This window comes from Methylobacter sp. S3L5C (assembly GCF_022788635.1).
Classification (GTDB): Bacteria; Pseudomonadota; Gammaproteobacteria; order Methylococcales; family Methylomonadaceae; genus Methylobacter_C.
In genome coordinates, this window is the sequence record NZ_CP076024.1 from 2,697,215 (window position 1) to 2,717,569 (window position 20,355).

General features: G+C 48.5%; 20 protein-coding genes and 1 pseudogene. 15 read left to right on the top strand and 6 right to left on the bottom strand.

Features of this window, described 5'->3' with window-relative positions:
• Positions 1 to 9: 9 nt before the first annotated feature.
• Together KKZ03_RS12035 and KKZ03_RS12040 are read right to left on the bottom strand one after the other, a co-directional pair.
• Positions 10 to 216, bottom strand: a pseudogene (locus KKZ03_RS12035) (glucose-6-phosphate dehydrogenase); the annotation flags it as partial.
• A gap of 108 nt (positions 217 to 324) precedes the next feature.
• Positions 325 to 978, bottom strand: a complete 654-nt coding sequence (locus KKZ03_RS12040; protein WP_243217088.1) for a TetR/AcrR family transcriptional regulator — start codon at positions 976 to 978, stop codon at positions 325 to 327.
• Between the two features lie 242 nt (positions 979 to 1,220).
• Between KKZ03_RS12040 and KKZ03_RS12045 the strand changes: the two genes are divergently transcribed.
• On the top strand, positions 1,221 to 2,690 hold the full coding sequence (locus tag KKZ03_RS12045; RefSeq protein ID WP_243217089.1) for a SulP family inorganic anion transporter: 1,470 nt from the start codon (positions 1,221 to 1,223) through the stop codon (positions 2,688 to 2,690).
• Here KKZ03_RS12045 and KKZ03_RS12050 read toward each other — a convergent pair.
• A complete protein-coding gene (locus tag KKZ03_RS12050; protein ID WP_243217090.1) occupies positions 2,687 to 3,067 on the bottom strand; it encodes a transposase family protein in 381 nt (126 codons plus the stop codon). The genes KKZ03_RS12045 and KKZ03_RS12050 overlap by 4 nt on opposite strands.
• Positions 3,021 to 3,524, bottom strand: coding sequence for a transposase family protein (locus KKZ03_RS12055; protein WP_243217091.1), 504 nt, complete (start codon positions 3,522 to 3,524; stop codon positions 3,021 to 3,023). Before KKZ03_RS12055 ends, KKZ03_RS12050 begins: the two co-directional genes overlap by 47 nt.
• Before the next feature lie 429 nt (positions 3,525 to 3,953).
• Between KKZ03_RS12055 and KKZ03_RS12060 the strand changes: the two genes are divergently transcribed.
• The 4 genes from KKZ03_RS12060 to KKZ03_RS12075 are packed head-to-tail and all read left to right on the top strand — an operon-like array spanning position 3,954 to position 5,791.
• Positions 3,954 to 4,277, top strand: a complete 324-nt coding sequence (locus tag KKZ03_RS12060) for a carbonic anhydrase (RefSeq protein ID WP_243217092.1) — start codon at positions 3,954 to 3,956, stop codon at positions 4,275 to 4,277.
• 5 nt (positions 4,278 to 4,282) lie between these two features.
• Positions 4,283 to 4,474, top strand: a complete 192-nt coding sequence (locus tag KKZ03_RS12065; protein WP_243217093.1) for a hypothetical protein — start codon at positions 4,283 to 4,285, stop codon at positions 4,472 to 4,474.
• Positions 4,475 to 4,528: 54 nt separating this feature from the next.
• Positions 4,529 to 5,197 (top strand): DUF2490 domain-containing protein, encoded by a 669-nt coding sequence (locus KKZ03_RS12070; RefSeq protein ID WP_243217094.1) that lies wholly within the window; start codon positions 4,529 to 4,531, stop codon positions 5,195 to 5,197.
• Between the two features lie 18 nt (positions 5,198 to 5,215).
• On the top strand, positions 5,216 to 5,791 hold the full coding sequence (locus KKZ03_RS12075; protein WP_243217095.1) for a phosphoenolpyruvate carboxylase: 576 nt from the start codon (positions 5,216 to 5,218) through the stop codon (positions 5,789 to 5,791).
• Here KKZ03_RS12075 and KKZ03_RS12080 read toward each other — a convergent pair.
• A protein-coding gene (locus KKZ03_RS12080) for an IS630 family transposase (RefSeq protein WP_243217008.1) occupies positions 5,770 to 6,905 on the bottom strand; the annotation gives its coding sequence in 2 pieces (ribosomal slippage) (positions 5,770 to 6,476 and positions 6,476 to 6,905; 1,137 coding nt in all). The two genes, KKZ03_RS12075 and KKZ03_RS12080, sit on opposite strands and share 22 nt — an antisense overlap.
• A 99-nt stretch (positions 6,906 to 7,004) precedes the next feature.
• Between KKZ03_RS12080 and KKZ03_RS12085 the strand changes: the two genes are divergently transcribed.
• The 7 genes from KKZ03_RS12085 to KKZ03_RS12115 all read left to right on the top strand — a co-directional run bounded on the left by KKZ03_RS12085 (position 7,005) and on the right by KKZ03_RS12115 (position 14,969).
• A complete protein-coding gene (locus KKZ03_RS12085) occupies positions 7,005 to 9,233 on the top strand; it encodes a phosphoenolpyruvate carboxylase (RefSeq protein ID WP_243217096.1) in 2,229 nt (742 codons plus the stop codon).
• A gap of 44 nt (positions 9,234 to 9,277) precedes the next feature.
• Positions 9,278 to 10,156, top strand: a complete 879-nt coding sequence (locus KKZ03_RS12090; RefSeq protein ID WP_243217097.1) for a DUF6671 family protein — start codon at positions 9,278 to 9,280, stop codon at positions 10,154 to 10,156.
• A gap of 86 nt (positions 10,157 to 10,242) precedes the next feature.
• Complete coding sequence (cysD, locus tag KKZ03_RS12095; RefSeq protein ID WP_243217098.1) at positions 10,243 to 11,151, top strand: sulfate adenylyltransferase subunit CysD; 909 nt, start codon at positions 10,243 to 10,245, stop codon at positions 11,149 to 11,151.
• A gap of 45 nt (positions 11,152 to 11,196) precedes the next feature.
• A complete protein-coding gene (gene cysN, locus KKZ03_RS12100) occupies positions 11,197 to 12,870 on the top strand; it encodes a sulfate adenylyltransferase subunit CysN (protein WP_243217099.1) in 1,674 nt (557 codons plus the stop codon).
• 28 nt (positions 12,871 to 12,898) lie between these two features.
• The gene (gene bioD / locus KKZ03_RS12105) at positions 12,899 to 13,612 is read left to right on the top strand and encodes a dethiobiotin synthase (protein WP_243217100.1); all 714 of its coding nucleotides are present in this window, start codon (positions 12,899 to 12,901) and stop codon (positions 13,610 to 13,612) included.
• The gene (locus KKZ03_RS12110; RefSeq protein ID WP_243217101.1) at positions 13,609 to 13,884 is read left to right on the top strand and encodes a hypothetical protein; all 276 of its coding nucleotides are present in this window, start codon (positions 13,609 to 13,611) and stop codon (positions 13,882 to 13,884) included. The genes bioD and KKZ03_RS12110 overlap by 4 nt, the downstream gene beginning before the upstream one ends.
• A 2-nt stretch (positions 13,885 to 13,886) precedes the next feature.
• Positions 13,887 to 14,969, top strand: coding sequence for a bifunctional 2-polyprenyl-6-hydroxyphenol methylase/3-demethylubiquinol 3-O-methyltransferase UbiG (locus tag KKZ03_RS12115; RefSeq protein WP_243217102.1), 1,083 nt, complete (start codon positions 13,887 to 13,889; stop codon positions 14,967 to 14,969).
• Here the strand turns inward: KKZ03_RS12115 and KKZ03_RS12120 are convergent.
• Positions 14,941 to 16,437 carry an ISNCY family transposase gene (locus KKZ03_RS12120; RefSeq protein ID WP_243217103.1) on the bottom strand — a complete coding sequence of 499 codons (1,497 nt, stop codon included), beginning with the start codon at positions 16,435 to 16,437 and terminating at the stop codon, positions 14,941 to 14,943. The two genes, KKZ03_RS12115 and KKZ03_RS12120, sit on opposite strands and share 29 nt — an antisense overlap.
• Positions 16,438 to 16,777: 340 nt before the next feature.
• On the opposite strand from KKZ03_RS12120, the gene KKZ03_RS12125 reads away from it, so the two are divergent.
• The 3 genes from KKZ03_RS12125 to ilvD all read left to right on the top strand — a co-directional run bounded on the left by KKZ03_RS12125 (position 16,778) and on the right by ilvD (position 20,305).
• Positions 16,778 to 16,978, top strand: a complete 201-nt coding sequence (locus tag KKZ03_RS12125) for a hypothetical protein (RefSeq protein WP_243217104.1) — start codon at positions 16,778 to 16,780, stop codon at positions 16,976 to 16,978.
• 69 nt (positions 16,979 to 17,047) lie between these two features.
• Entirely contained in the window at positions 17,048 to 18,268 is a 1,221-nt protein-coding gene (gene ispG, locus KKZ03_RS12130) for a flavodoxin-dependent (E)-4-hydroxy-3-methylbut-2-enyl-diphosphate synthase (RefSeq protein WP_243217105.1), read from the top strand.
• Between the two features lie 183 nt (positions 18,269 to 18,451).
• Positions 18,452 to 20,305 (top strand): dihydroxy-acid dehydratase, encoded by a 1,854-nt coding sequence (gene ilvD, locus KKZ03_RS12135; RefSeq protein ID WP_243217106.1) that lies wholly within the window; start codon positions 18,452 to 18,454, stop codon positions 20,303 to 20,305.
• Positions 20,306 to 20,355 lie beyond the last annotated feature (50 nt).

Here is a 20,355-nt window from a genome sequence, read left to right on the forward strand (position 1 = left end):
GAGGCTTAGTTATTCTTCCCAGGCACGGCCATCTCTGGCAATCAGGGCGACTGAGGCGACAGGCCCCCAAGAACAGGCAGAGCAGGGCTTGGAGGTATGTTTAGAATGATGCCAAGCATCCTGTATGGAATCAATCCACGTCCATGCCTGTTCAATTTCTTCGCGGCTAAGAAACAGGGTTGGGTTACCGAGCATGGCTTCAAGTATCAAGTTTTGTTTATTAGCACCCAACTAGACTTCACCAGCCAAAAAATTTTCGAAGGAAATTTGCAAACAAGTGGCTGAAAACCAGAGGAATATCCAATCTCCTCTCCACGCCAACAACTATGCCTTTTTTATACTGGAAAACACCAAATCCTCCAGAAACTTTACAATCTCTGCCTCATCTTTATCTTGCCCAAAGTCGGTCAGCGACGGCAGATTATTCATAAAAAAATTCTGAAAATGCGCCATTTCAATAATGGTGGACGCTAATGATTTTGGGTATTTGTATTCGGGACTACATTCCAAAATCATATTGCCGATAACAGCACAAAGGTCTTTATAGGGTTTAAATAAGTGATCCTTATTATCTTCGGATACCCGTTTGGTTAGATAGGTTTTGGTGCCTTCAGTAATAATGATTTGATGAAGGATACTTTCATTGACATAACGGGTGCTGCTATCGTCCTCCACTGTGGTAGCCAATAATTTAATCACCCTCTTGAGCCTAAGCACAGCGTTTTTAATATTGTTGGTCTGGAAAGTAACCTGGTATTCAAGCCAACTCCAATACCAGGCGGTAAGATAAATCAGCAACCGGTGCTTGTTTTCAAAATACCGGTAAATTCCCGCTTCAGTCGTACCAATGTCGACAGCCAGTTTTTTAAACGTAAAAGCTTCAAACCCGTTTTTGTGAATTAACTGAATGCTGTGCAGAATGATTTTTTTCCCCAATTCGGATTGCTCCGGATTTCTGATGAATAATTTTTCATTCATTTTAATTTTTAATTGTATGTCCATAGCGGCCTGATTTGAGTTTTCCTCTGACTATTTATCCAGTAAATAGATTGTTTTCACAGGGACTTTCGGATGTCCTTGAAAAAGCATAACCGAAAGTATTGCAATTTGTAAAGAAAGCATTACAATTTTAAAAGAAAGTATTGCAATTTAAAAAGATAGTGTTACTATCTTTTTAAATATATTTACTATTTAGGTCTTGCCCTCTTAAAGAAACGACTATGGAAGCAAAAACACTGTTTGAAGAACTCAAAAGCGACCTGCCTGCCAGTATTGGGGTTTTTTTTGTAGCGGTTCCTTTATGCTTAGGTATTGCATTGGCATCTGGTGCGCCCTTGTTCGCCGGTATCATAGGAGGCATTGTTGGCGGTATTGTCGTGGGCACAGCCAGCGGCTCGTCTCTGGGTGTTACCGGCTGTGCTGCCGGGTTAGCCGTCATTGTATTAACTGCGATCGAAACGCTGGGTTCCTGGCCTGTTTTTTTATTGGCTGTGGTTCTGGCTGGCATTATTCAGCTTATTATGGGCTTTGCCAAGGCCGGTTTTATCGCCTACTTTTTCCCATCCTCGGTTATTAAAGGAATGCTGACCGGTATCGGGCTGTTGATTATTTTAAAACAGATACCCCATGCATTAGGCTATGCCAAAGATACTCAAGGAGGCCTATCCCACTTCCAAACTGAAGGAGGGGACACCTTATTAGCCATAGCTGGTGCTTTTGATGCCTTTACGCCAGGCGCTATACTGATTGCAGTCATATCAATAGCAATATTAATATTATGGGATATCGTGTTGATAAATGGACACAAACTGTTTCAATTCATACAGGGTCCGATAGTAGTCGTTGTTTTGGGTATGGTATTAAATACTCTTTACCAAAATGGGTTATTGAATTTTAGTTTGGCTGCGGACCAGGTGGTTAGAATTCCTGTTCCTGAAAATCTAACCGGATTTTTTGGCCAGTTTACCTTCCCTGACTTTTCTGCAATAACAAATTTTGAAGTTTGGAAAACAGCTTTTGTATTGGCCATTGTTGCAAGTTTGGAAACGCTGCTATGTGTAGAAGCAGTCGATAAGCTTGACCCGTATAAAAGAATTACGCCAACTAACAGGGAGTTGAAAGCTCAGGGATTGGGCAATATTGTCTCCGGTCTCATTGGTGGATTACCTGTTGCACAGGTTATTGTACGAAGTACTGCAAACATAACCTTTGGTGCCAAAACAAAACTGTCGGCAATACTTTATGGCGTTTTCTTATTGATTAGCGCGATGACCATTCCCGAATTACTGAATAGGGTACCACTTGCCAGCTTGGCAGCGATATTGATTATGGTGGGCTACAAGTTGGCCAAACCTGCTCTCTTTAAACAGATGTACTTATTAGGCTGGGAGCAGTTTGCGCCTTTTGTAGCGACAGTTATTGGTATATTGGCAACCGATTTACTGAAAGGGATTACCATCGGCATGGTTTTCGGCATCTTCTTCACCTTACGCCATAGTTATCTCAACGCTTATTACATGAAAGATGCCATCACGACAGAAGATGGGCGCGAAGTACACCATATTGTCTTGGCAGAAGAAGTTTCTTTCTTCAATAAGGCCAGCATCATTCAAGCTTTGGACGCTATCCCAAGCAATTCAAAAGTGATTATCGATTGTTCCAACTCGAAATCCATTAGACATCTTTCCTAAATACAGCCATAGCGTAAGTTAACAAGAGCAGCCACTAAATTCCATGTCAAGGAGTAATGCTTGTGTTTGCCCCGATAAACATCTTTGGCAATCCTGAAAATTTTGCATCGGCGATTAACATGCTCAATAAAAATACGCTGTTTTGATAGTGCCTTATTATCGGCTTTGTCTTCTGCCGAAAGCGGTTGGCCTTTTTTCTTTTTAACCGGTAGAGTCGAGTTCTGATGGTGTTTCTTTATCCCTTGGTATCCGGAATCCGCCAACAACAGGGCATCAGGATGTAACAATAGACGGCTATCTTTGAAGATCGAAAAATCATGCTGTTGACCTTTACCTATCACTACGGAGAGTATAGTCATCGTCAATAGGCAGATCACGAGTTGGACTTTGATCGTGTGGCGTTTTTTTTCCTGAAAAGTACGCTTTCTGGTTTTTAACAGGGCGCTCGATAGGCTGCTCCGAAACATCAATGACCACGGTAGCTGCGGGATCTTCCAACAGTGCTTTGCGGTTGGGCAGTTTTTCGATTTTGATCAATAGTCTTACAGTGCGAGTATAGATTTTATGGCAATACGATTCGCTGATGTCGAAGACCGCAGCCAGATTTATCAACGTCGGATAGTGACGAAGATAATAGAGTGTCAGTAACAAGCGGTCTTCCAAAGCCATCTTGGAGTCTTTTCGTCCCCGTCTAGTCAGTGGATTAAGGACTTTTTGTTCGTCCAGGTAAGTCACCAGCTTACCGTGAAGATGCAGAAAATCTTCTGGTGACAGGCCGACAGTCCTTAAAAATTCTTCAGGCTTGTGTCTTGGCAATTGGGCATAAGGAGTCATGGCTATCCGTGTTTTCAGAGGTAGATCGCTATTTTAACCCTATCAAAGCCAAATTCTATGTCAATTATTTAGGAAAGATGTCTATTGCTTACGATGTGGCTGAATTCATACAGAATTATAGAAGTAGTGCAAAACTGAAAAACATAGACGTTCAAACGATTAAATTTGTTGAACCGGATTAACACATAAACCTTCTTTGAAAGCATAAAAAATCATGAAAACGTTAACTAAAGAAATGTAAGCCGCCATTACGCGCGTAATGGCATTGGACTTATTGAAAGAGAGCAATAAACGCTTTGTCAACAACCTTAAAGTCAACCGTAACCTGTTGCAACAGGCCAATGAAACCTCCGACGGGCAACACCTTTTGCGGTTATTTTAAGTTGCATAGATTCCCGTACCTCGGTTGAACTGATTTTTGACCAGGGTTTGGGCGATGTGTTTAGTGTGCGTATTGCGGGCAATATTATTAACGAAGATATTCTGGGCAGCATGGGGTTTGGCTGCAAAGTGGCAGGTTCAAAAATCATAGTGGTTTTAGGCCATACCCGATGCGGTGCCGTAAAGGGCGCTTGCGACCATGTAGAAATGGGCAACCTGACGGCGCTGTTAAGTAAGATACAGCCTGCGGTTTATGATGAAAAAACCGAAACAGAAAATCGACATTCAGGCAACGATGAATTTGTGGAAAAAGTGTCCGCCATCAATGTGAAAAGATCGGTACAGCCATTATGGTACGCAACCTCATTTTAAAGGAAATGATTGAAACCTGCGCCATAGGGATTGTGGGCGGTACACACGACATAACAACAGGTGAAGTCAGTTTTTATGATGATACATTAATTATTAATGATACTAAGCCTTTCAGCCCTATAGTCCCGAATAAGACTACCCAAGCGGAGCGCATGGTAGTATTTCCGGCGAATTCCGGCCCAGGACTGATTGATTGAGGATATTCAACAATGATATTAAAGAGACAAACAAACTGGATTAGTTCGATCATTATGATAATCGCACTTACATTAAGTACTAACGCACAAGCCAGTTCCGATTTTCAAATATGGGTACCAATAAACATTAATGCACAATTCTCAGAGCAATTACGCGGGTTTTTAGAACTTCAATCACGAATTGGCGATAACGCATCAAATTTTACTACCGCAATTGTTAGACCCTCTCTCGGCTGGGCGCTTAATAAGCAGGCCACGCTATGGGTTGGCTATTTAATGCAGGCTGATTCTGTTACACCGGATTCCGATACTTATCTAATCGAAAATCGTGCATGGCAAGGATTTACATGGAAAGATACCGCTAATGAAAAGCAATTTATATGGGAAGTTCGTAACAGGCTGGAGGAGCGTTTTTTAGCTCAGAATTCTGATCCCAGTATCCGCTGGCGAACCCGTTTTCGGATAGAGCAGTTAATTCCTGACTGGTCGTCTTGGTCTGTTATTGCCTCTGAAGAAATATTCGTGAATCTGAACGACAATGCTAAAAATGCCAATCTACAAGCTGGGGCGCAACAAAATCGGTTGTACATGGGCGTCGGTTATCGATTTGCTCCTGAAGTTCAAATGGAAACAGGCTATTTATACCAATATGTATGGAGAAATCCCCCCTCGGTTGATCAAAACAACAATGTATGGATGACAAATCTTAATTTGAATTTCTAAAAGATAAAGAAACTACCCGTGAACATATCATCTGATGACAAAGAACTCCGCCAATCGATCCGCCAGCTGGATTCCTTATTGACGCAGGTATTAAAAACTCAGGCGCGGCCTGAAACCGTCGCCACGGTTAAACAACTGCAACAGCGTTTCGCCGGATTATTGAGCGACAGCAACCAACTCGGGCGGCTGCATCTGCTGGAAACGGTCGAAGGCATGGATCCCGACGCCATTGGCGAGGTGGTGCGCGTATTCAATTGCTATTTCAGCCTGCTCAATATTGCCGAGGAAGCTCATTACCTGAGACTACGGCGACGGCAAGCCGAACAAGGTGGTCACTACTGGCCAGGCTCCTTTCACGATACCTTGCTCACGCTCAAAGAATCAGGGGTAACGGCGGACAAACTCCAGGTTCTTCTGGATGAACTGTTATACCTTCCGGTAATGACCGCCCATCCGTCCGAGGTCAAACGGCGTACCGTCAAGAGCGCCTTGCGCAATGTGTTTCTGACCCAGGAAGCGTTAGGCGATAACCACATTAAATGCTATTTTCGCGAAGAAGCACTAGTACTCAGTCAATCTGATAATGTCGGATAAAGTTTCTTCAGTTTTATCCGTGCATCCTCCGTGGTAAACCGCCATTTCATAGGCCGAGCAATAGTATTTCTTTTTTCTTGCCACGCTAAAATTTCTGTTTTTAACATTTCTTGATCTGGAATGCGGCGATCCATACATTGCCGTGACAGGATGCTTAATTCTATCTCGGCCATATTTAACCAACTGCCATGCTTGGGCGTGTAGTGTATTTCTAGTTTTTCAAGAATTCTTCTCGCCTCTTTTGGCTCAAATGCCTTATATAAAGAGGCACCAGTATGGGTATTCAGATTATCCATAACCAGGGTAATACGTTTAGCCTGCGGGTAATGGACATCAACCAGGTTACGAATTTGATGCGCCCAATCAATGGCCGTTCTTTGATCGGTTACCTCAACAAACCGTTTGCCCTGCAAGGGTTCAAAAAACATAAAAATATTGCTCACTCCATTACGCTCATATTCCGTGTCGTACCGAGCGACCGTGCCAGGCTTTGCCGGTATTGGTGTTCGCGTGTCTTTAATCTGTTGCTTGCTGCTTTCATCCATGCAAATCAGTGGTTGCGCTTCATCATAAGGTCGCTTGTAAACCTCAAGCGTATCTTCCATAGCACAAACAAACTCAGCATTTTTTTTAGCCGGAATACACCACTCTTTATTTTGCCAGGGTTTTAATTCGTTTTTTTTAAGGTTTGCCGGATAGTTTCATGCGATACACTTTCAATATAACCCAGCTCAACCATCTGCTGTCCAAGTAAACGTAATGTCCAGCGACTACGCCCTTCAGGTGCATCGCCACAACTTAACGCGATCAAACGGGCTTCATTCTCTCCATCAATAGTACGACTTCTAACCCGAATTGACTTTGCCCGGTTTAAAGCCGATTCCAAGCCTTCTTGAACCAGTCGCTCCCGGACTCGTTCAACGGTACGTCTTGAAATACCAAAAGCTTCACTTATTGGCCGGTCCAGCCATTTTTCTCCTAACTCGCTAACATCCGCTTTCAGCAGTATTTCAGCGTGTAACCTTTTATGAGCGGCCACTTTTCCGGTATGAATCAAACTTCCCAAATAAGCGCGTTCATCTTCCGTTAGTCGTACTATGTATTTCTTTTTCAATGGTGTTTATTAATGGCAATGTAAAGACATTATATGGGGGCTATCATTCGACATATCAACGCTGACTGAGTACTAGAGCGGCTGCAATGTCAGATTCAAATGCTGTGGAAAACCGACGAGGTGCGCACCCGGAAGCTGGGCGTGGCTGACGAGATCGATGCAGGTCTTTTCTATTTTTCACTCTCCCTGTTCCAGGCGACAGCGCTGGTTTACCGTAATTTCGAACGTTCTTTGAGTGATGTATACGGCGAAGACGTGGCTAGGCAAATCCGTGTGCCCAGTTTTTTGTGTTTTGGTTCCTGGATCGGCGGCGACCGCGACGGCAATCCCAACGTCACCTCTGAAACCACCATTCTGGCCTTGCGCCTGCAAGCGCAAACCATTTTGCAGGAGTATATTCACCGCTTGGACGAATTACGCGGTCAGCTTTCCCATTCTGAGGGTCTCTGTCAACTGTCGCCAGCATTTTTAGACAGTCTTGAGGCCGACCGTACCTCGCTTGGCGTATTCATAGCCGAGCTGGAAAAACCTTATTTGCAAGAGCCTTACCGACACAAGCTGGCGCTGATGAAGCACCGCATGGAGTGCGCTCTCATGCAGGTTCAACAACATCTGAGCGGTGAACCGGAGTTGCCGGATCGTCATGCCTATCCTGGTATATCTGCGTTTTTGGACGATTTGCGGCTAATCGACTCTTCCTTGCGCGGCCACGGCGATGCGGCTATTGCCGATTTGGAACTGCATGATTTAATCCGTCTCGCTGAAACCTTTGGCTTCCACCTCATGCAACTGGACGTACGCCAGGAATCAAGCCGACATACCCAAGCGGTGGCAGATATTTTGGCGGCCGCGTTGAGTCTGGATTATCTCGCCCTGGATGAAAATCAGCGTCTCGAACTGTTGAGCGAAGCCATCACTGCGCCGGGCGGACTGATGTACGATCTTGCCACTTTGTCTCCGCCTAGCCGAGAAACGTTGGAAACATTCAACGTCATGGCATGCATGAGACGGGAAATCAGTCCGGACTGCTTCGGTAAATATGTAATTTCCATGACGCACAACGCCAGTCATGTCATGGAGGTAATGCTGCTGGCGGCGCAAAGCGGCTTGATTGGTCGCCTTAGTGGCCGTTGGCATTGTCATATCGGCGTGAGTCCCTTGTTTGAAACGATTGACGATCTCAACCGGATTGAAGAGGTGCTTACCCGGCTGTTCGACACCCCGATCTACCGGGAGTTACTGCGGGTTTCCGGCGATAGTCAAGAGATCATGCTGGGCTATTCCGATTCCTGCAAAGACGGCGGCATTCTGGCCTCAGCATGGGGGTTGTCACGAGCGCAGCGGCAAATCATCGCCATTGCCGAACAGCGTGGCATCAAGTGCCGTCTGTTCCATGGTCGCGGCGGTACGGTAGGACGTGGCGGCGGCCCCACTCACGAGGCAATCTTGGCACAGCCGCCGGATACTGTGCGTGGACAGATCAAATTCACCGAGCAAGGCGAGGTGCTGTTCTACCGATACAACAATATGGAAACCGCGATCTATGAATTGACGATGGGCGTGACCGGTCTGCTAAAGGCCAGTGTCAGCCTGGTGCAACCCGTGCCACACGACCGCCCGGAGGATTTGGCGGTGATGGATGAACTGGCGCGAATTGGCGAACTTGGTTACCGCGAACTGACCGAGGGCACCCCCGGATTTCTCGATTATTTCTACGAAGCCACACCCGTCAGCGAAATTGGCGGTCTCAACATCGGTTCACGCCCATCGCATCGTAAAAAAGGGGATCGCTCAAAAGACTCGGTACGCGCCATTGGTTGGGTATTTTCCTGGGCCCAGTCGCGGCAGACCTTTCCCGCCTGGTACGGTATTGGCTTGAGTCTTTCGACCTGGTGTGCAGGCAAGCCGGAGCGGCTGGAAAAGCTGCGGGAAATGTACCGGGACTGGCCGTTTTTTCGCAATCTGTTGAGTAACGCCCAGATGGCGCTCAGTAAATCGGACATGAACATCGCCAAGGAATACGCCGGTCTGTGCGTAGAGCCGGAATCAGGCAAACCCGTCTATGAATTGATTGCCGGCGAACACCAACGCTGCGTGGAGTGGATTCTGGAGATTGCGGAAACGGATCGGTTGTTGGCGGAGAACCCGGAACTGGCCGACTCACTGCATCGGCGCAATGCCTACCTCGGGCCGCTCAATTACCTCCAAGTATTTTTGTTGCGTCGATTGCGGGAAATCGATCTAAAGAATCCGGGCGAAAATCCCTGGATGAAACCTCTGTTGCGTTCCATCAACGCCATTGCGGCGGGGATGAGGAACACCGGCTGATAAACACGTTTTTGCAAACGTAACGGGAACTGTGAGAGCAAAGCATGCATAACAAATCAACCCAGACCGATCAACAACCGACAACTTGTGACTATCGCGATCAACAAGTTGCCCTGCTTACCCAACACGGCAAAGAAGACGTGATCGCACCGGTGCTGGCAAAGCTGCCGGGTTGCCGAGTGGAAAAAGTGGAGGGTTTCGACACTGACCTTCTCGGCACCTTCACCCGCGACATTGCAAGGGAGGGAAGCCAACTGGACGCGGCACGTAAAAAAGCACGCATTGGCATGGAGCTGTCAGGACTTTCCATCGGCATCGCCAGTGAGGGTTTGTTTGGCACTGATCCGTTCACAGGAATGCTGCCCTGGAACAGTGAGCTATTGATCTGGATCGACGACCGGCTCGGTATTGAGATCGTCGCAACCTCGGCCGGCAAGACCAATTTTTCTCACCGTTTGGTAGATAGTTGGGAGGAAGCCGAGGATTTTGCCAGATCGGCTGGCTTTCCGGAACACCACCTGGTAGTGCATCCGGCTGACGAAAATCACCCCGAACTCCGCAAAGGTTTGGCAGACTGGGCCAGCTTACAGGATGCGGTTACCTGGGCATTGAACTCCGCGCCGAACCGGCGTGCTTTCATCGAGACCGACATGCGTGCGTTCGCCAATCCGACCCGCATGGAAAACATCCGGCTGGCTGCGGAGGATTTGGCGCGGCGCCTCACTTCGCTCTGTCCGGCGTGTGGTGTGCCGGGATTTTCTCGGACCGGACTGGTGCGGGGGCTTCCTTGCGAGGATTGCGGTACACCAACCAACGAGGTGAAGGCAGATATACACCGCTGCGTTCGCTGCGAGCATCAGATGCTGGTGGAGCGGGAGCGGGAATACGCTTCCGCCCGGTATTGTAATTATTGCAATCCTTGACCTTACGGGAGCAACTTATGGTTTTTGCTACCCGTACGACACTTTAGCAGTGCGCTCAACAATACATTTTTTAGGAGATTACCTGCATGACTGCATATCATTTGACCCACCTGAAACAGCTTGAAGCGGAAAGCATTCACATCATCCGCGAGGTAGCCGCAGAGTTCGAGCGGCCGGTGATGCTCTATTCCGTCGGCAAGGATTCTGCCGTCATGTTGCAACTGGCGCTGAAGGCGTTCTTTCCCGGCAAGCCGCCGTTTCCGCTGCTGCACGTCGACACCACCTGGAAATTTCGCGAGATGATTGAGTTCCGCGACCGATATATACGCGAATTGGGCTTGGAATTGATCGTCCATACCAACCAGGAAGGTGTGAGGAAAGGCGTCAATCCCTTTACCTACGGCAGCAAGCGGCACACGGACATCATGAAGACTGAAGCGCTCAAGCAGGCGCTGGATAAACACCGCTTCGATGCGGCCTTCGGCGGTGCCCGGCGCGACGAGGAAAAATCCCGTGCCAAGGAGCGCATCTATTCGTTTCGCGACCAAAACCACCGTTGGGACCCCAAGAACCAACGACCGGAACTCTGGAATCTCTACAACGGGAAGATCGACAAGGACGAGTCGATCCGGGTATTTCCCCTATCCAACTGGACTGAACTGGATATTTGGCAATACATCCATTTGGAAAAAATTCCTATCCCAACATTGTATTTCGCCAAGGAGCGGCCGGTTGTTCACAAAGACGGCATGTTGATTATGGTCGACGACGACCGGATGCCGCTCGGCCCCGATGATAAGGTGGAAATGAAAAAAGTGCGCTTCCGTACCTTGGGCTGCTACCCATTAACCGGCGGCGTTGAATCGACCGCCACCACGCTACCGGAAATTATTCAGGAAATGCTGTTGACCACGACCTCTGAGCGGCAGGGCCGATTGATCGATCACGATCAGTCCGGTTCGATGGAACAGAAAAAGCGTGAAGGGTATTTTTAATTTCTTCGCAACTTGACTTTTTACTACAAGAATTCAGAGAAAAACATGTCACACCAATCCGATCTAATCAGTACCGATATTAACGCCTATCTGGCCCAGCATGAACGTAAAGAACTGCTGCGATTTTTAACCTGCGGCAACGTCGACGACGGCAAAAGCACCTTGATCGGCCGTCTGCTGCACGACTCAAAGATGATTTACGAAGACCAGCTGGCGGCGGTGCTGGCGGACAGCGTTAAGTCCGGCACCACCGGTGCCGGCATGATCGACCTGGCCTTGTTGGTCGACGGTTTGCAGGCCGAGCGCGAGCAAGGCATTACCATCGACGTAGCTTACCGCTATTTCTCGACGTCGACCCGCAAATTCATCATTGCCGACACGCCGGGGCACGAGCAGTACACTCGCAACATGGCCACCGGCGCGTCAAACTGCAATTTGGCGGTGATTTTGATCGATGCCCGCTACGGCGTCCAAACCCAGACCAAGCGTCACAGCTTCATCGCATCGCTGTTAGGCATCAAGCACATCATCGTGGCCATCAACAAAATGGATTTGGTAGGATATAGCGAAGAGACTTACCGCAACATACAAGATGACTATTTGGCCTTTATCAAATCTCTGGATTTACACGACGTGCACTTTATCCCTATGTCCGCTCTCGATGGCGACAACGTGGTCAATCCGAGCGCCAATATGCTTTGGTTCACCGGCAAACCGATGATGGAATTGCTCAATACCATTCAAATCGCCAGCGACCGCAACTTTTTCGATGCCCGTTTCCCGGTGCAATTCGTAAACCGGCCCAATCTGGACTTCCGCGGTTTTTGCGGTACAGTCGCCTCCGGCGTATTTCGCAAGGGTGATGCAATTACCGCAATGCCGTCCGGCAAGACCAGTCATATCAAGTCCATCGTCACTTACGACGGAGAACTCGAACAAGCGTTTGCCACCATGGCGGTGACTTTAACCCTGACTGACGAGATTGACATTAGCCGTGGCGATATCATCGTGGGTCAACATCAGGCTGTTCCCAGCGTTGCCGACAAATTCAATGCCAGCATCGTCTGGATGACCGAGCAACCCATGACTCCAGGCCGCCAATACATGATCAAACTGGCCACGCGCAGCGTGTCAGGATCGATTTCGCTGATTCATCACCGCATCGACGTCAATACGCTGGAACATCAAGACGCCATCGAGTTAAAGCTTAACGAAATAGGTTCCTGCACCGTCGCTGTCAATGCACCGTTGGTGTTCGACCCTTACAAACGCAATAAAACTACCGGCTCCTTCATCGTCATCGACCGCTTAAGCAACGTCACCGTCGGTGCCGGCATGATTACCGGTGATGCCAGCGAAGGCGACTGGCAACCGGTCAGCGCAGAAGAGCGAGCCAACCGCTTCGCGCAGAAGGCAGTGATCATTGCCTTCTGCGGAAACAATTCCAGGCAGTTGGCTTATCACTTAGAGCGCAAGCTGTTCGATACCGGCCATGCCAGTACCGTGCTGGAACACGCCTTTGCAACCGCTCCCGGCATTACCTTAACGCCTGAGTCCAGGCAGTCGAACGATGCTTTGGCTAACGCTATCAAAAACGCAGGCCTGCTGTGCTTGTGTGTTGATAACCAACCTTCAACGACTGACATCGCCTTTGACTGTAACCTTTACAGTATCGATGAGATTTATACGACGTTGAAGAATCGCAGGGTGATTCATTGAACATCAATAAACAAAAGGACGCTTGTTAATGGTTGATTTCACTCAGCGTGGGCTGTTCGTGACCGGAACTGACACCGGTGTTGGCAAGACTCGTATATCAGCGATCCTGGCGCATCAGCTCAACCTTCGCGGCTTGAGGGTGCGTCCACGTAAACCGGTGGAGTCGGGCTGCCTGCGTGGTGAAAGTGGACTTATTCCTGTCGATGCTGCCACTTTGCAGGCTGCTGCTGGTAGCAGTGAGTTACTGGCACAGATTTGCCCTTATCGGTTTGAATCGGCTTTATCACCGGAAAGGGCTGCAGCGTTGGTCGACAAAAACCTGACGCTGGACGATGTCGCAGCCGTTTGCCGAAAAGGTGTGGCAGAGTCCGATTTTTTGTTGGTGGAAGGTGCCGGCGGATTCTACTCGCCTTTGGCTTCGGGAGTCCTCAATGCTGATCTAGCCGTCGAGTTGTGCTTGCCGGTGTTACTGGTCGCGTCGGATCGGTTGGGCGCTATCAACCAAACCTTACTGGCCGTAGAAGCGATCAAACTTCGTGGCCTCACGCTGGCGGGGGTGATTTTAAATCAAGTGACTGCGGATATTGATCCCCAAATGGACAATGCGGCAGAACTATCTCGTTGGCTAGGTCAGCCGGTACTGGCAACCAATTACTTCAAGGCCGACAACACCGAATCAGCTTGGTTGTTGGCGTGCTCTGTCCTGACAAACTTTGTTGATCACCTGGAGGGTGGTTTATGAATACCTTACCGAATCAAGATCACCAATTCATGTATAGCGATTGCCTATTCGACGTCAAGAAACAGACCATCAATCTGAAATCACTGTGGTCTCAGTTTAAGAGTTTTTGCATTCAAAATGCCGTTGTCATGATCGAGGCTCCTTTATCAGATGTTGCAGCATGCTCCGGTGCGGAGAAGTTCGGCCCGGATTTAGTGTTTTCCAACATCGACATCGATGCACGCCGAGTGTCCGTCCCGGCGATCTATCAACACCATTCAATTAATGAATAGTCATGAAAGTACAAAAGCGTGTAAAACAAGAATTATGCTCAACTCCTTGCAACCTTTGTGGCAGCAAAGAGATAACTGTTCTGGCAAATCACAGTCGGAGTGGTGAACCGCTTCGAACATTAATTTGTAGAGAATGTGGCCTAGTGTGGTCTGATCCTTTACCACACAATCCTCGTGACTTTTATGAAAATGACTATCGTATTAGCTACAAAGGCCACTATTCTCCGAAGCCAAAGCACATTTTACGCGCTGGAAACGTCGCATTATCTCGTCATCGAAAAATCGAACGATTGCTTTCAACACCTCTGGCTATTCTCGATGTTGGTTCTGGTGGGGGTGAATTCGCTTATTTGCTTCAGACTCTCGGACATCAGATTCAAGGCATCGAACCCAATAATGGCTATGCCGAATATTCCATATGCGAATATGGACTCAATTTTCAAGTCGGTTTTGTTCAGGACGTTATAATTCCTCAACAAAGTTTTGATCTAATTACTATCTGGCATGTTTTGGAACACACAGATAATCCATTTGCAGTGCTAACAAAATTGCATGCCTTATTGAAACCACAAGGGATTCTTGTTGTTGAAGTTCCCAATATTGAGGCCATCTGTCAGTCACCAAAGTGTACTTTTCATGAAGCCCATATTTTTAACTTTAATATCGCCACGCTAACAAGACTGGCCGAGAAAGCCGATTTCACCGAAATTTCTCATGTGGTTTCTGCTGATGGTGGAAATATTACCCTCTTTCTGCACAAAGCAATAAAGGGCAACAATGATGTGGGTGAACTTACTATCGAGGGTAACGCTAAAAGAATTTCCAAAATTGTCAGTAATCACACCCCTTTAAAACACTACTTAGTGCCTGAACGAAAAAGCCACTTTTCAAAAAAACCAGCTCAACATCCGGAAATATTTTTTGGAAAAATCTTTCCGGAGTGGAACAAACGACTCAATTTCTGCTTTACCATCAGTTTTTCAGAATTATTCCTAACAATCATAAATTATAAGCGCACCTTTCCTGTGGAACCTGTTGGCTGTTCTCAAAAAAGTGTCAGGCAACTAGTTTTTGTTGCCCGTTAAAAAGCCTTAGCCGGTCCATGTCGCGTTTAATTGTGCCGAGCTTTTGAATGTTACGCGATAACACGGCTAAGCCAACATAACGCTCGAAAGCCTCAATGCCATGATCAAGGCACTTATCCAGTCCATGTACTTCTAGCGCATTAATAGCCGATTCTACGGCGGAATGTTGCTTTTTTGCCTGTTTAAATTCCGCTGCGTATTCACGATTCTGGTCGGCTTTGGATAGCTTGCCTTTTTTGGGTAAAACGACTTGCTCAAGGAGGGCTTTCAGGTCGGTTTGATTGGCGGGACTGTGGAAGCCTTTGTCAAAGCTACAGGCGTTAAAGCGTAGGAATTTTGCTTGAGTCGCTTTAACCATCGGTACGGCGACTTTGTCGTCGGTAGTTTTTTGCATGACTTGACTGTGCAAGATAAAGCCCTGATGATCTTCCATGATACAGACCCGCAAGCCCAGTTCAACCGGGACTCCGGCTTTGCCTTTGCTGATCCATTCGGTGTGGGTCTGGAACAGGGAAAAGACTTTTTCATCATGGGGAATGGTTTCTCCTTGAATAGCGCGACGTCTAATCTGCTCGATTTGACGTTCGGCATGCAGGCTAAAAGTGCTCAGATCGGTAAGCAACACTTCTGGTATGTGAAAGTGATTTTTTAACGTCAACATACTGGCTTTAGTGCGCTCAAGATAAAACCCTGCCAAATCAATATAGTCCTGGTAGGCCTGTTTGATCTCAAGTGCTTTGGCGGCCTTGATAGCGTCATTTTTTGACGTGGAATGTTTGAGTTTTTGCAGCGTGCGATACCGCCTTTTAAATTTAGACAGGTTGTGCTTATGCAATCGCCATTCAGGCAAGGCATGTTGCAAGCTCCATTTGACGCACGTCCGAATCAGAATCCGGATCGCATCATGCAGTAAACTGATATCGGTTGGAAAATGCACGTTGGTTTTTAACACAAAAGAATCGCAACGGCCTCTGATCAGCGCATGAATATCCAGATCCAGTAATTGATAGCCGGCTCGAATAACTTCAGTACTAATACGCGCCATGATCGCTGGCGTAAACAGCTTGAGATTGTCTTTCAAGGTTTGCAGGCGATAGCGTTTGTCGGCATCAAAGCAACCAAGACCGAGCATTTCACGTAGGGTGTTATGCTGATTGGCCAACTCCAGAATGCGATCATAGTCTGTATTCAGTCCTACGCGTAGCGATCCTAACACCAAAATCGACCATTGATTCATACCGGGGCGGCCTTTGTCGATGGCAACGATTTTTGTCACTTCGGCGTCAATTTTAGTAGGCACCACATCCTCCAGTATTTTAAAAACAGCATCCCTTAATGGCTGAGTCGTATAAATGTGTTGCAAGCCCAGCAAGATGATCGGAATGTCATCACGGGAGGAAACATCTATTTTGATATCAGCAATATCGCGTTGACCGATGCTCATTTGTGGAGAAAATACCTTTCTCATCGGGAGTTTTCCAACGAGAATTTGAAAGCTGAGGCGCTTATCCGGGAGGTAGCTTTTGCCAAGCCCTTTTCGATGAAAATAATAATCATAATTATCAGCAAGTTACTTAAATTCAGCATTTTATACGCCAATAGGCTGTTATTTGATTTTCAATAGCCTATTTTATCGCAACTTATTGTTTTGTATTAAATAATTTATTACCGTTCAAACACTACTTAACTATGAATCCTTACGTCCGGTTATTCAATCGCATCCGTCGGTATTGTTATGAAAATAATCAAAACACTAATTTTACAAGTGGTAGACAATTGCTTGATCAACGCTATGGGCATTTACAAAATTGAAAGAGGTTGAGGAACTATTAACGGCCGGTGATCTGGTGGCGAGTTTTGGCAAGAGTGCCCAACATTTAGCCAACGTGCGCACACTGATCGAAACTTTACCCCCTCGACTACATACCGATGTGACTTTTTTGTTCAAGGGTTCGCGCGGCATGGTGATAGAAAAGATTGTCTGGCAGTTTGGGCAATCCGCTGCATAACCCTTGGCTTAATACCAAGCTTTTTCAATTTTCAATGGCCTAATTTACTCTCACAACCAAAAATTATTTATGTCAATTCAATCCAGAAAATATACACAACAAGTTTTAGTCGGTAACGTTAAAGTTGGCGGTAGTGCACCGATTGTCGTGCAGTCGATGACCAACACTGACACCGCTGATGTGACTGCAAGTGTGCAACAGATAATCGAATTATCGAATGCCGGCTCGGAAATAGTCCGGGTCACAGTCAACACAGAAGAAGCAGCAAAAGCCGTACCGGAGATCGTTAACCTGCTAGCACAAAAAGGCTTTTCAGTGCCTATCGTCGGAGACTTCCACTTCAACGGCCACAAGCTACTTGAAAAATACCCAGACTGCGCACAGGCACTATCTAAATATCGCATCAATCCGGGTAACGTCGGCAAAGGCAAGGCTCGTGACCCACAATTTCAGCAAATGATCGAATTGGCCTGCCGCTACGACAAACCTGTGCGCATTGGCGTAAACGGAGGCAGTCTCGACCAATTGGTATTGACACGATTGCTGGACGAAAATCGGCAATTGGCCAATCCAAGCAATTTGCGGGCAGTGACACGCGAAGCTATTATCCAATCGGCTCTGGAAAGCGCCACCAAGGCTCAGGAATTGGGTTTGGCTAAAAATAAAATCACTCTCTCCTGCAAAATCAGCAACGTGCAGGAATTGATCAATATTTATGAAGATTTGTCCAGCCGTTGCGATTATGCCCTGCATTTGGGGCTTACCGAAGCGGGCATGGGCTCCAAAGGCATGGTAGCTTCGGCGGCAGCCTTAGCCATACTGATTCAACAAGGTATTGGCGACACGATTCGCGTCTCGTTGACCCCTGAGCCCGGCGGGTCGCGTACCCAGGAAGTAATCGTCGCCCAGGAAATCCTGCAAACCATGGGTTTCCGTTCTTTCACGCCGATGGTCATCGCCTGTCCGGGCTGCGGCCGTACCACCAGCGACTATTTCCAGAGGTTGGCGCAAGACATTCAGGGCTATCTGCGCGATCAAATGCCGGTCTGGAAAGACAAATACAAAGGCGTGGAAACCATGGAAGTGGCGGTGATGGGTTGCGTGGTCAACGGCCCCGGCGAAAGCAAAAACGCCAACATTGGCATCAGTCTGCCCGGCAGCGGTGAATCGCCGGTGGCGCCGGTATTCGAGGACGGCGTCAAAACCGTCACCCTGAAAGGCGATAAAATCGCCGAAGAATTCCAGGCTTTGGTCGAACGTTATATCGAGTCGCATTACGGTGCGCATTGAAGCGGCGCTATTTTTATCCATGATCGTTGACAACAATTATCGTTCAAGGCTAGCTTTGAACTCCGAAACAACCATGTATCGCAAAGCCGACGTTGAACGCCATACCGGAGTACAAGGCTCGCCTTGTGCGTATAACACGCAGGGTTTTCCCTGCAATACTTTCTCAAACCCCCGAGGTTAACCATGCCACAATACCGTTCCCGCACTTCCACCCAGGGCCGCAACATGGCTGGTGCACGCGCACTTTGGCGCGCCACGGGCATGAAGGATGAGGATTTTTCCAAGCCGATCATTGCCATTGCCAACTCCTTCACTCAGTTCGTGCCGGGCCACGTCCATCTCAAGGACATGGGCCAACTCGTCGCCAGGGAAATCGAACAAGCTGGCGGCGTGGCCAAGGAATTCAACACCATCGCAGTGGATGACGGCATCGCCATGGGCCACGCCGGCATGCTGTATTCACTGCCCAGCCGCGAGCTGATTGCTGACAGCGTGGAATACATGGTCAATGCCCACTGTGCCGATGCGCTGGTGTGCATATCCAACTGCGACAAGATCACCCCAGGCATGCTGATGGCTGCCCTGCGTCTCAACATCCCCGCCATTTTTGTCTCTGGTGGGCCGATGGAGGCGGGTAAGGTGAACTGGAAAGGCGAAACCCGTGCGCTGGATTTGGTGGACGCCATGGTGGCAGCCGCCGATGACAGCATCAGCGACGAACAGGTCGCCGCAGTGGAGCGCTCAGCCTGTCCGACCTGCGGTTCCTGCTCCGGCATGTTCACAGCCAACTCTATGAATTGCCTGACCGAAGCGCTGGGACTGTCATTACCGGGTAACGGCAGCCTCGTCGCCACGCATGCGGAAAGAAAACAGCTGTTTCTGCGTGCGGGTCGTATCATTGTAGAGCTGAGTAAACGCTATTATGAAAAGGACGACAGCTCTGTCCTGCCACGCGCCATCGCCAGCTTCGACGCATTCCAAAACGCAGTGATCCTGGATGTGGCGATGGGTGGATCCACCAACACCGTGTTGCACCTGCTGGCCGCAGCCCATGAGGCCGGGGTGGATTTCACCATGGCCGACATTGATGCCATTTCCCGCCGCGTGCCGTGTTTGAGCAAGGTCGCTCCGGCCACGCAGCTTTACCATATGGAAGATGTCCATCGCGCCGGTGGCGTGATGGGCCTTCTGGGCGAATTGGATCGCGCCGGCCTGATCAACCGCGATGTGCCAACTGTGCATGCACCGAGCATGGCTGCCGCACTCGAGCAGTGGGATATTCGGCGTACCAGCGATGAGGCGGTGAAAGATTTCTACCGTGCCGCGCCGGGCGGCATCCGGACCACTGTCGCCTTCTCGCAATCCATGCGCTACCCGACCTTAGACGACGATCGTACCAAGGGCTGCATTCGTGATAAAGCGAACGCCTATTCACAGGATGGCGGCCTCGCTGTGCTTTACGGCAACATCGCGCTAGATGGCTGTATCGTCAAGACCGCCGGCGTGGACGACAGTATTCTCAAGTTCACCGGCCGCGCTCGAATTTTCGAAAGCCAGGATGCTGCCGTGGCCTGCATTCTGGCCGACCGGATCGTCGCCGGCGACATAGTGGTTATCCGTTACGAAGGGCCAAAGGGCGGCCCCGGCATGCAGGAAATGCTATACCCTACCAGCTATCTCAAATCCAAGGGTCTGGGCAAAGCCTGCGCACTGCTGACGGATGGACGATTCTCCGGTGGCACCTCCGGGCTTTCCATTGGTCATGTGTCGCCCGAAGCAGCCGAAGGCGGCGCGATTGGCTTGGTGGAAGAAGGCGACACCATCGAGATCGATATCCTCGGGCGCGTTATTCATTGGGTGGTGTCGGAAGACGAGCTGAAGCGGCGCCGAGCGGTAATGGAAAACAGAGGCGTACAGGCCTGGCGGCCGATCAAGCGCGAACGACATGTATCCCCGGCACTAAGAGCTTATGCGGCCATGACCACGTCGGCCGCTAAAGGCGCCGTGAGAGATGTTTCCCAAGTTGAGCGTAAATAAGTTGAACACTTCGGATAAATTAATGGTTCGGTTTTTGAATTCTCAAACAG

Excerpts from the sequence above, each read along its gene's own strand:
- bioD (WP_243217100.1), top strand. The coding sequence starts at position 12,899 with ATGGTTGATTTCACTCAGCGTGGGCTGTTCGTGACCGGAACTGACACC.
- ilvD (WP_243217106.1), top strand. The coding sequence starts at position 18,452 with ATGCCACAATACCGTTCCCGCACTTCCACCCAGGGCCGCAACATGGCT.
- KKZ03_RS12065 (WP_243217093.1), top strand. The coding sequence starts at position 4,283 with ATGATTGAAACCTGCGCCATAGGGATTGTGGGCGGTACACACGACATA.
- KKZ03_RS12045 (WP_243217089.1), top strand. The coding sequence starts at position 1,221 with ATGGAAGCAAAAACACTGTTTGAAGAACTCAAAAGCGACCTGCCTGCC.
- KKZ03_RS12085 (WP_243217096.1), top strand. The coding sequence starts at position 7,005 with ATGCTGTGGAAAACCGACGAGGTGCGCACCCGGAAGCTGGGCGTGGCT.
- ispG (WP_243217105.1), top strand. The coding sequence starts at position 17,048 with ATGTCAATTCAATCCAGAAAATATACACAACAAGTTTTAGTCGGTAAC.
- KKZ03_RS12070 (WP_243217094.1), top strand. The coding sequence starts at position 4,529 with ATGATAATCGCACTTACATTAAGTACTAACGCACAAGCCAGTTCCGAT.
- KKZ03_RS12115 (WP_243217102.1), top strand. The coding sequence starts at position 13,887 with ATGAAAGTACAAAAGCGTGTAAAACAAGAATTATGCTCAACTCCTTGC.
- cysN (WP_243217099.1), top strand. The coding sequence starts at position 11,197 with ATGTCACACCAATCCGATCTAATCAGTACCGATATTAACGCCTATCTG.
- KKZ03_RS12055 (WP_243217091.1), bottom strand. The coding sequence starts at position 3,524 with ATGACTCCTTATGCCCAATTGCCAAGACACAAGCCTGAAGAATTTTTA.
- KKZ03_RS12120 (WP_243217103.1), bottom strand. The coding sequence starts at position 16,437 with ATGAGAAAGGTATTTTCTCCACAAATGAGCATCGGTCAACGCGATATT.
- KKZ03_RS12040 (WP_243217088.1), bottom strand. The coding sequence starts at position 978 with ATGAATGAAAAATTATTCATCAGAAATCCGGAGCAATCCGAATTGGGG.
- KKZ03_RS12110 (WP_243217101.1), top strand. The coding sequence starts at position 13,609 with ATGAATACCTTACCGAATCAAGATCACCAATTCATGTATAGCGATTGC.
- KKZ03_RS12090 (WP_243217097.1), top strand. The coding sequence starts at position 9,278 with ATGCATAACAAATCAACCCAGACCGATCAACAACCGACAACTTGTGAC.
- cysD (WP_243217098.1), top strand. The coding sequence starts at position 10,243 with ATGACTGCATATCATTTGACCCACCTGAAACAGCTTGAAGCGGAAAGC.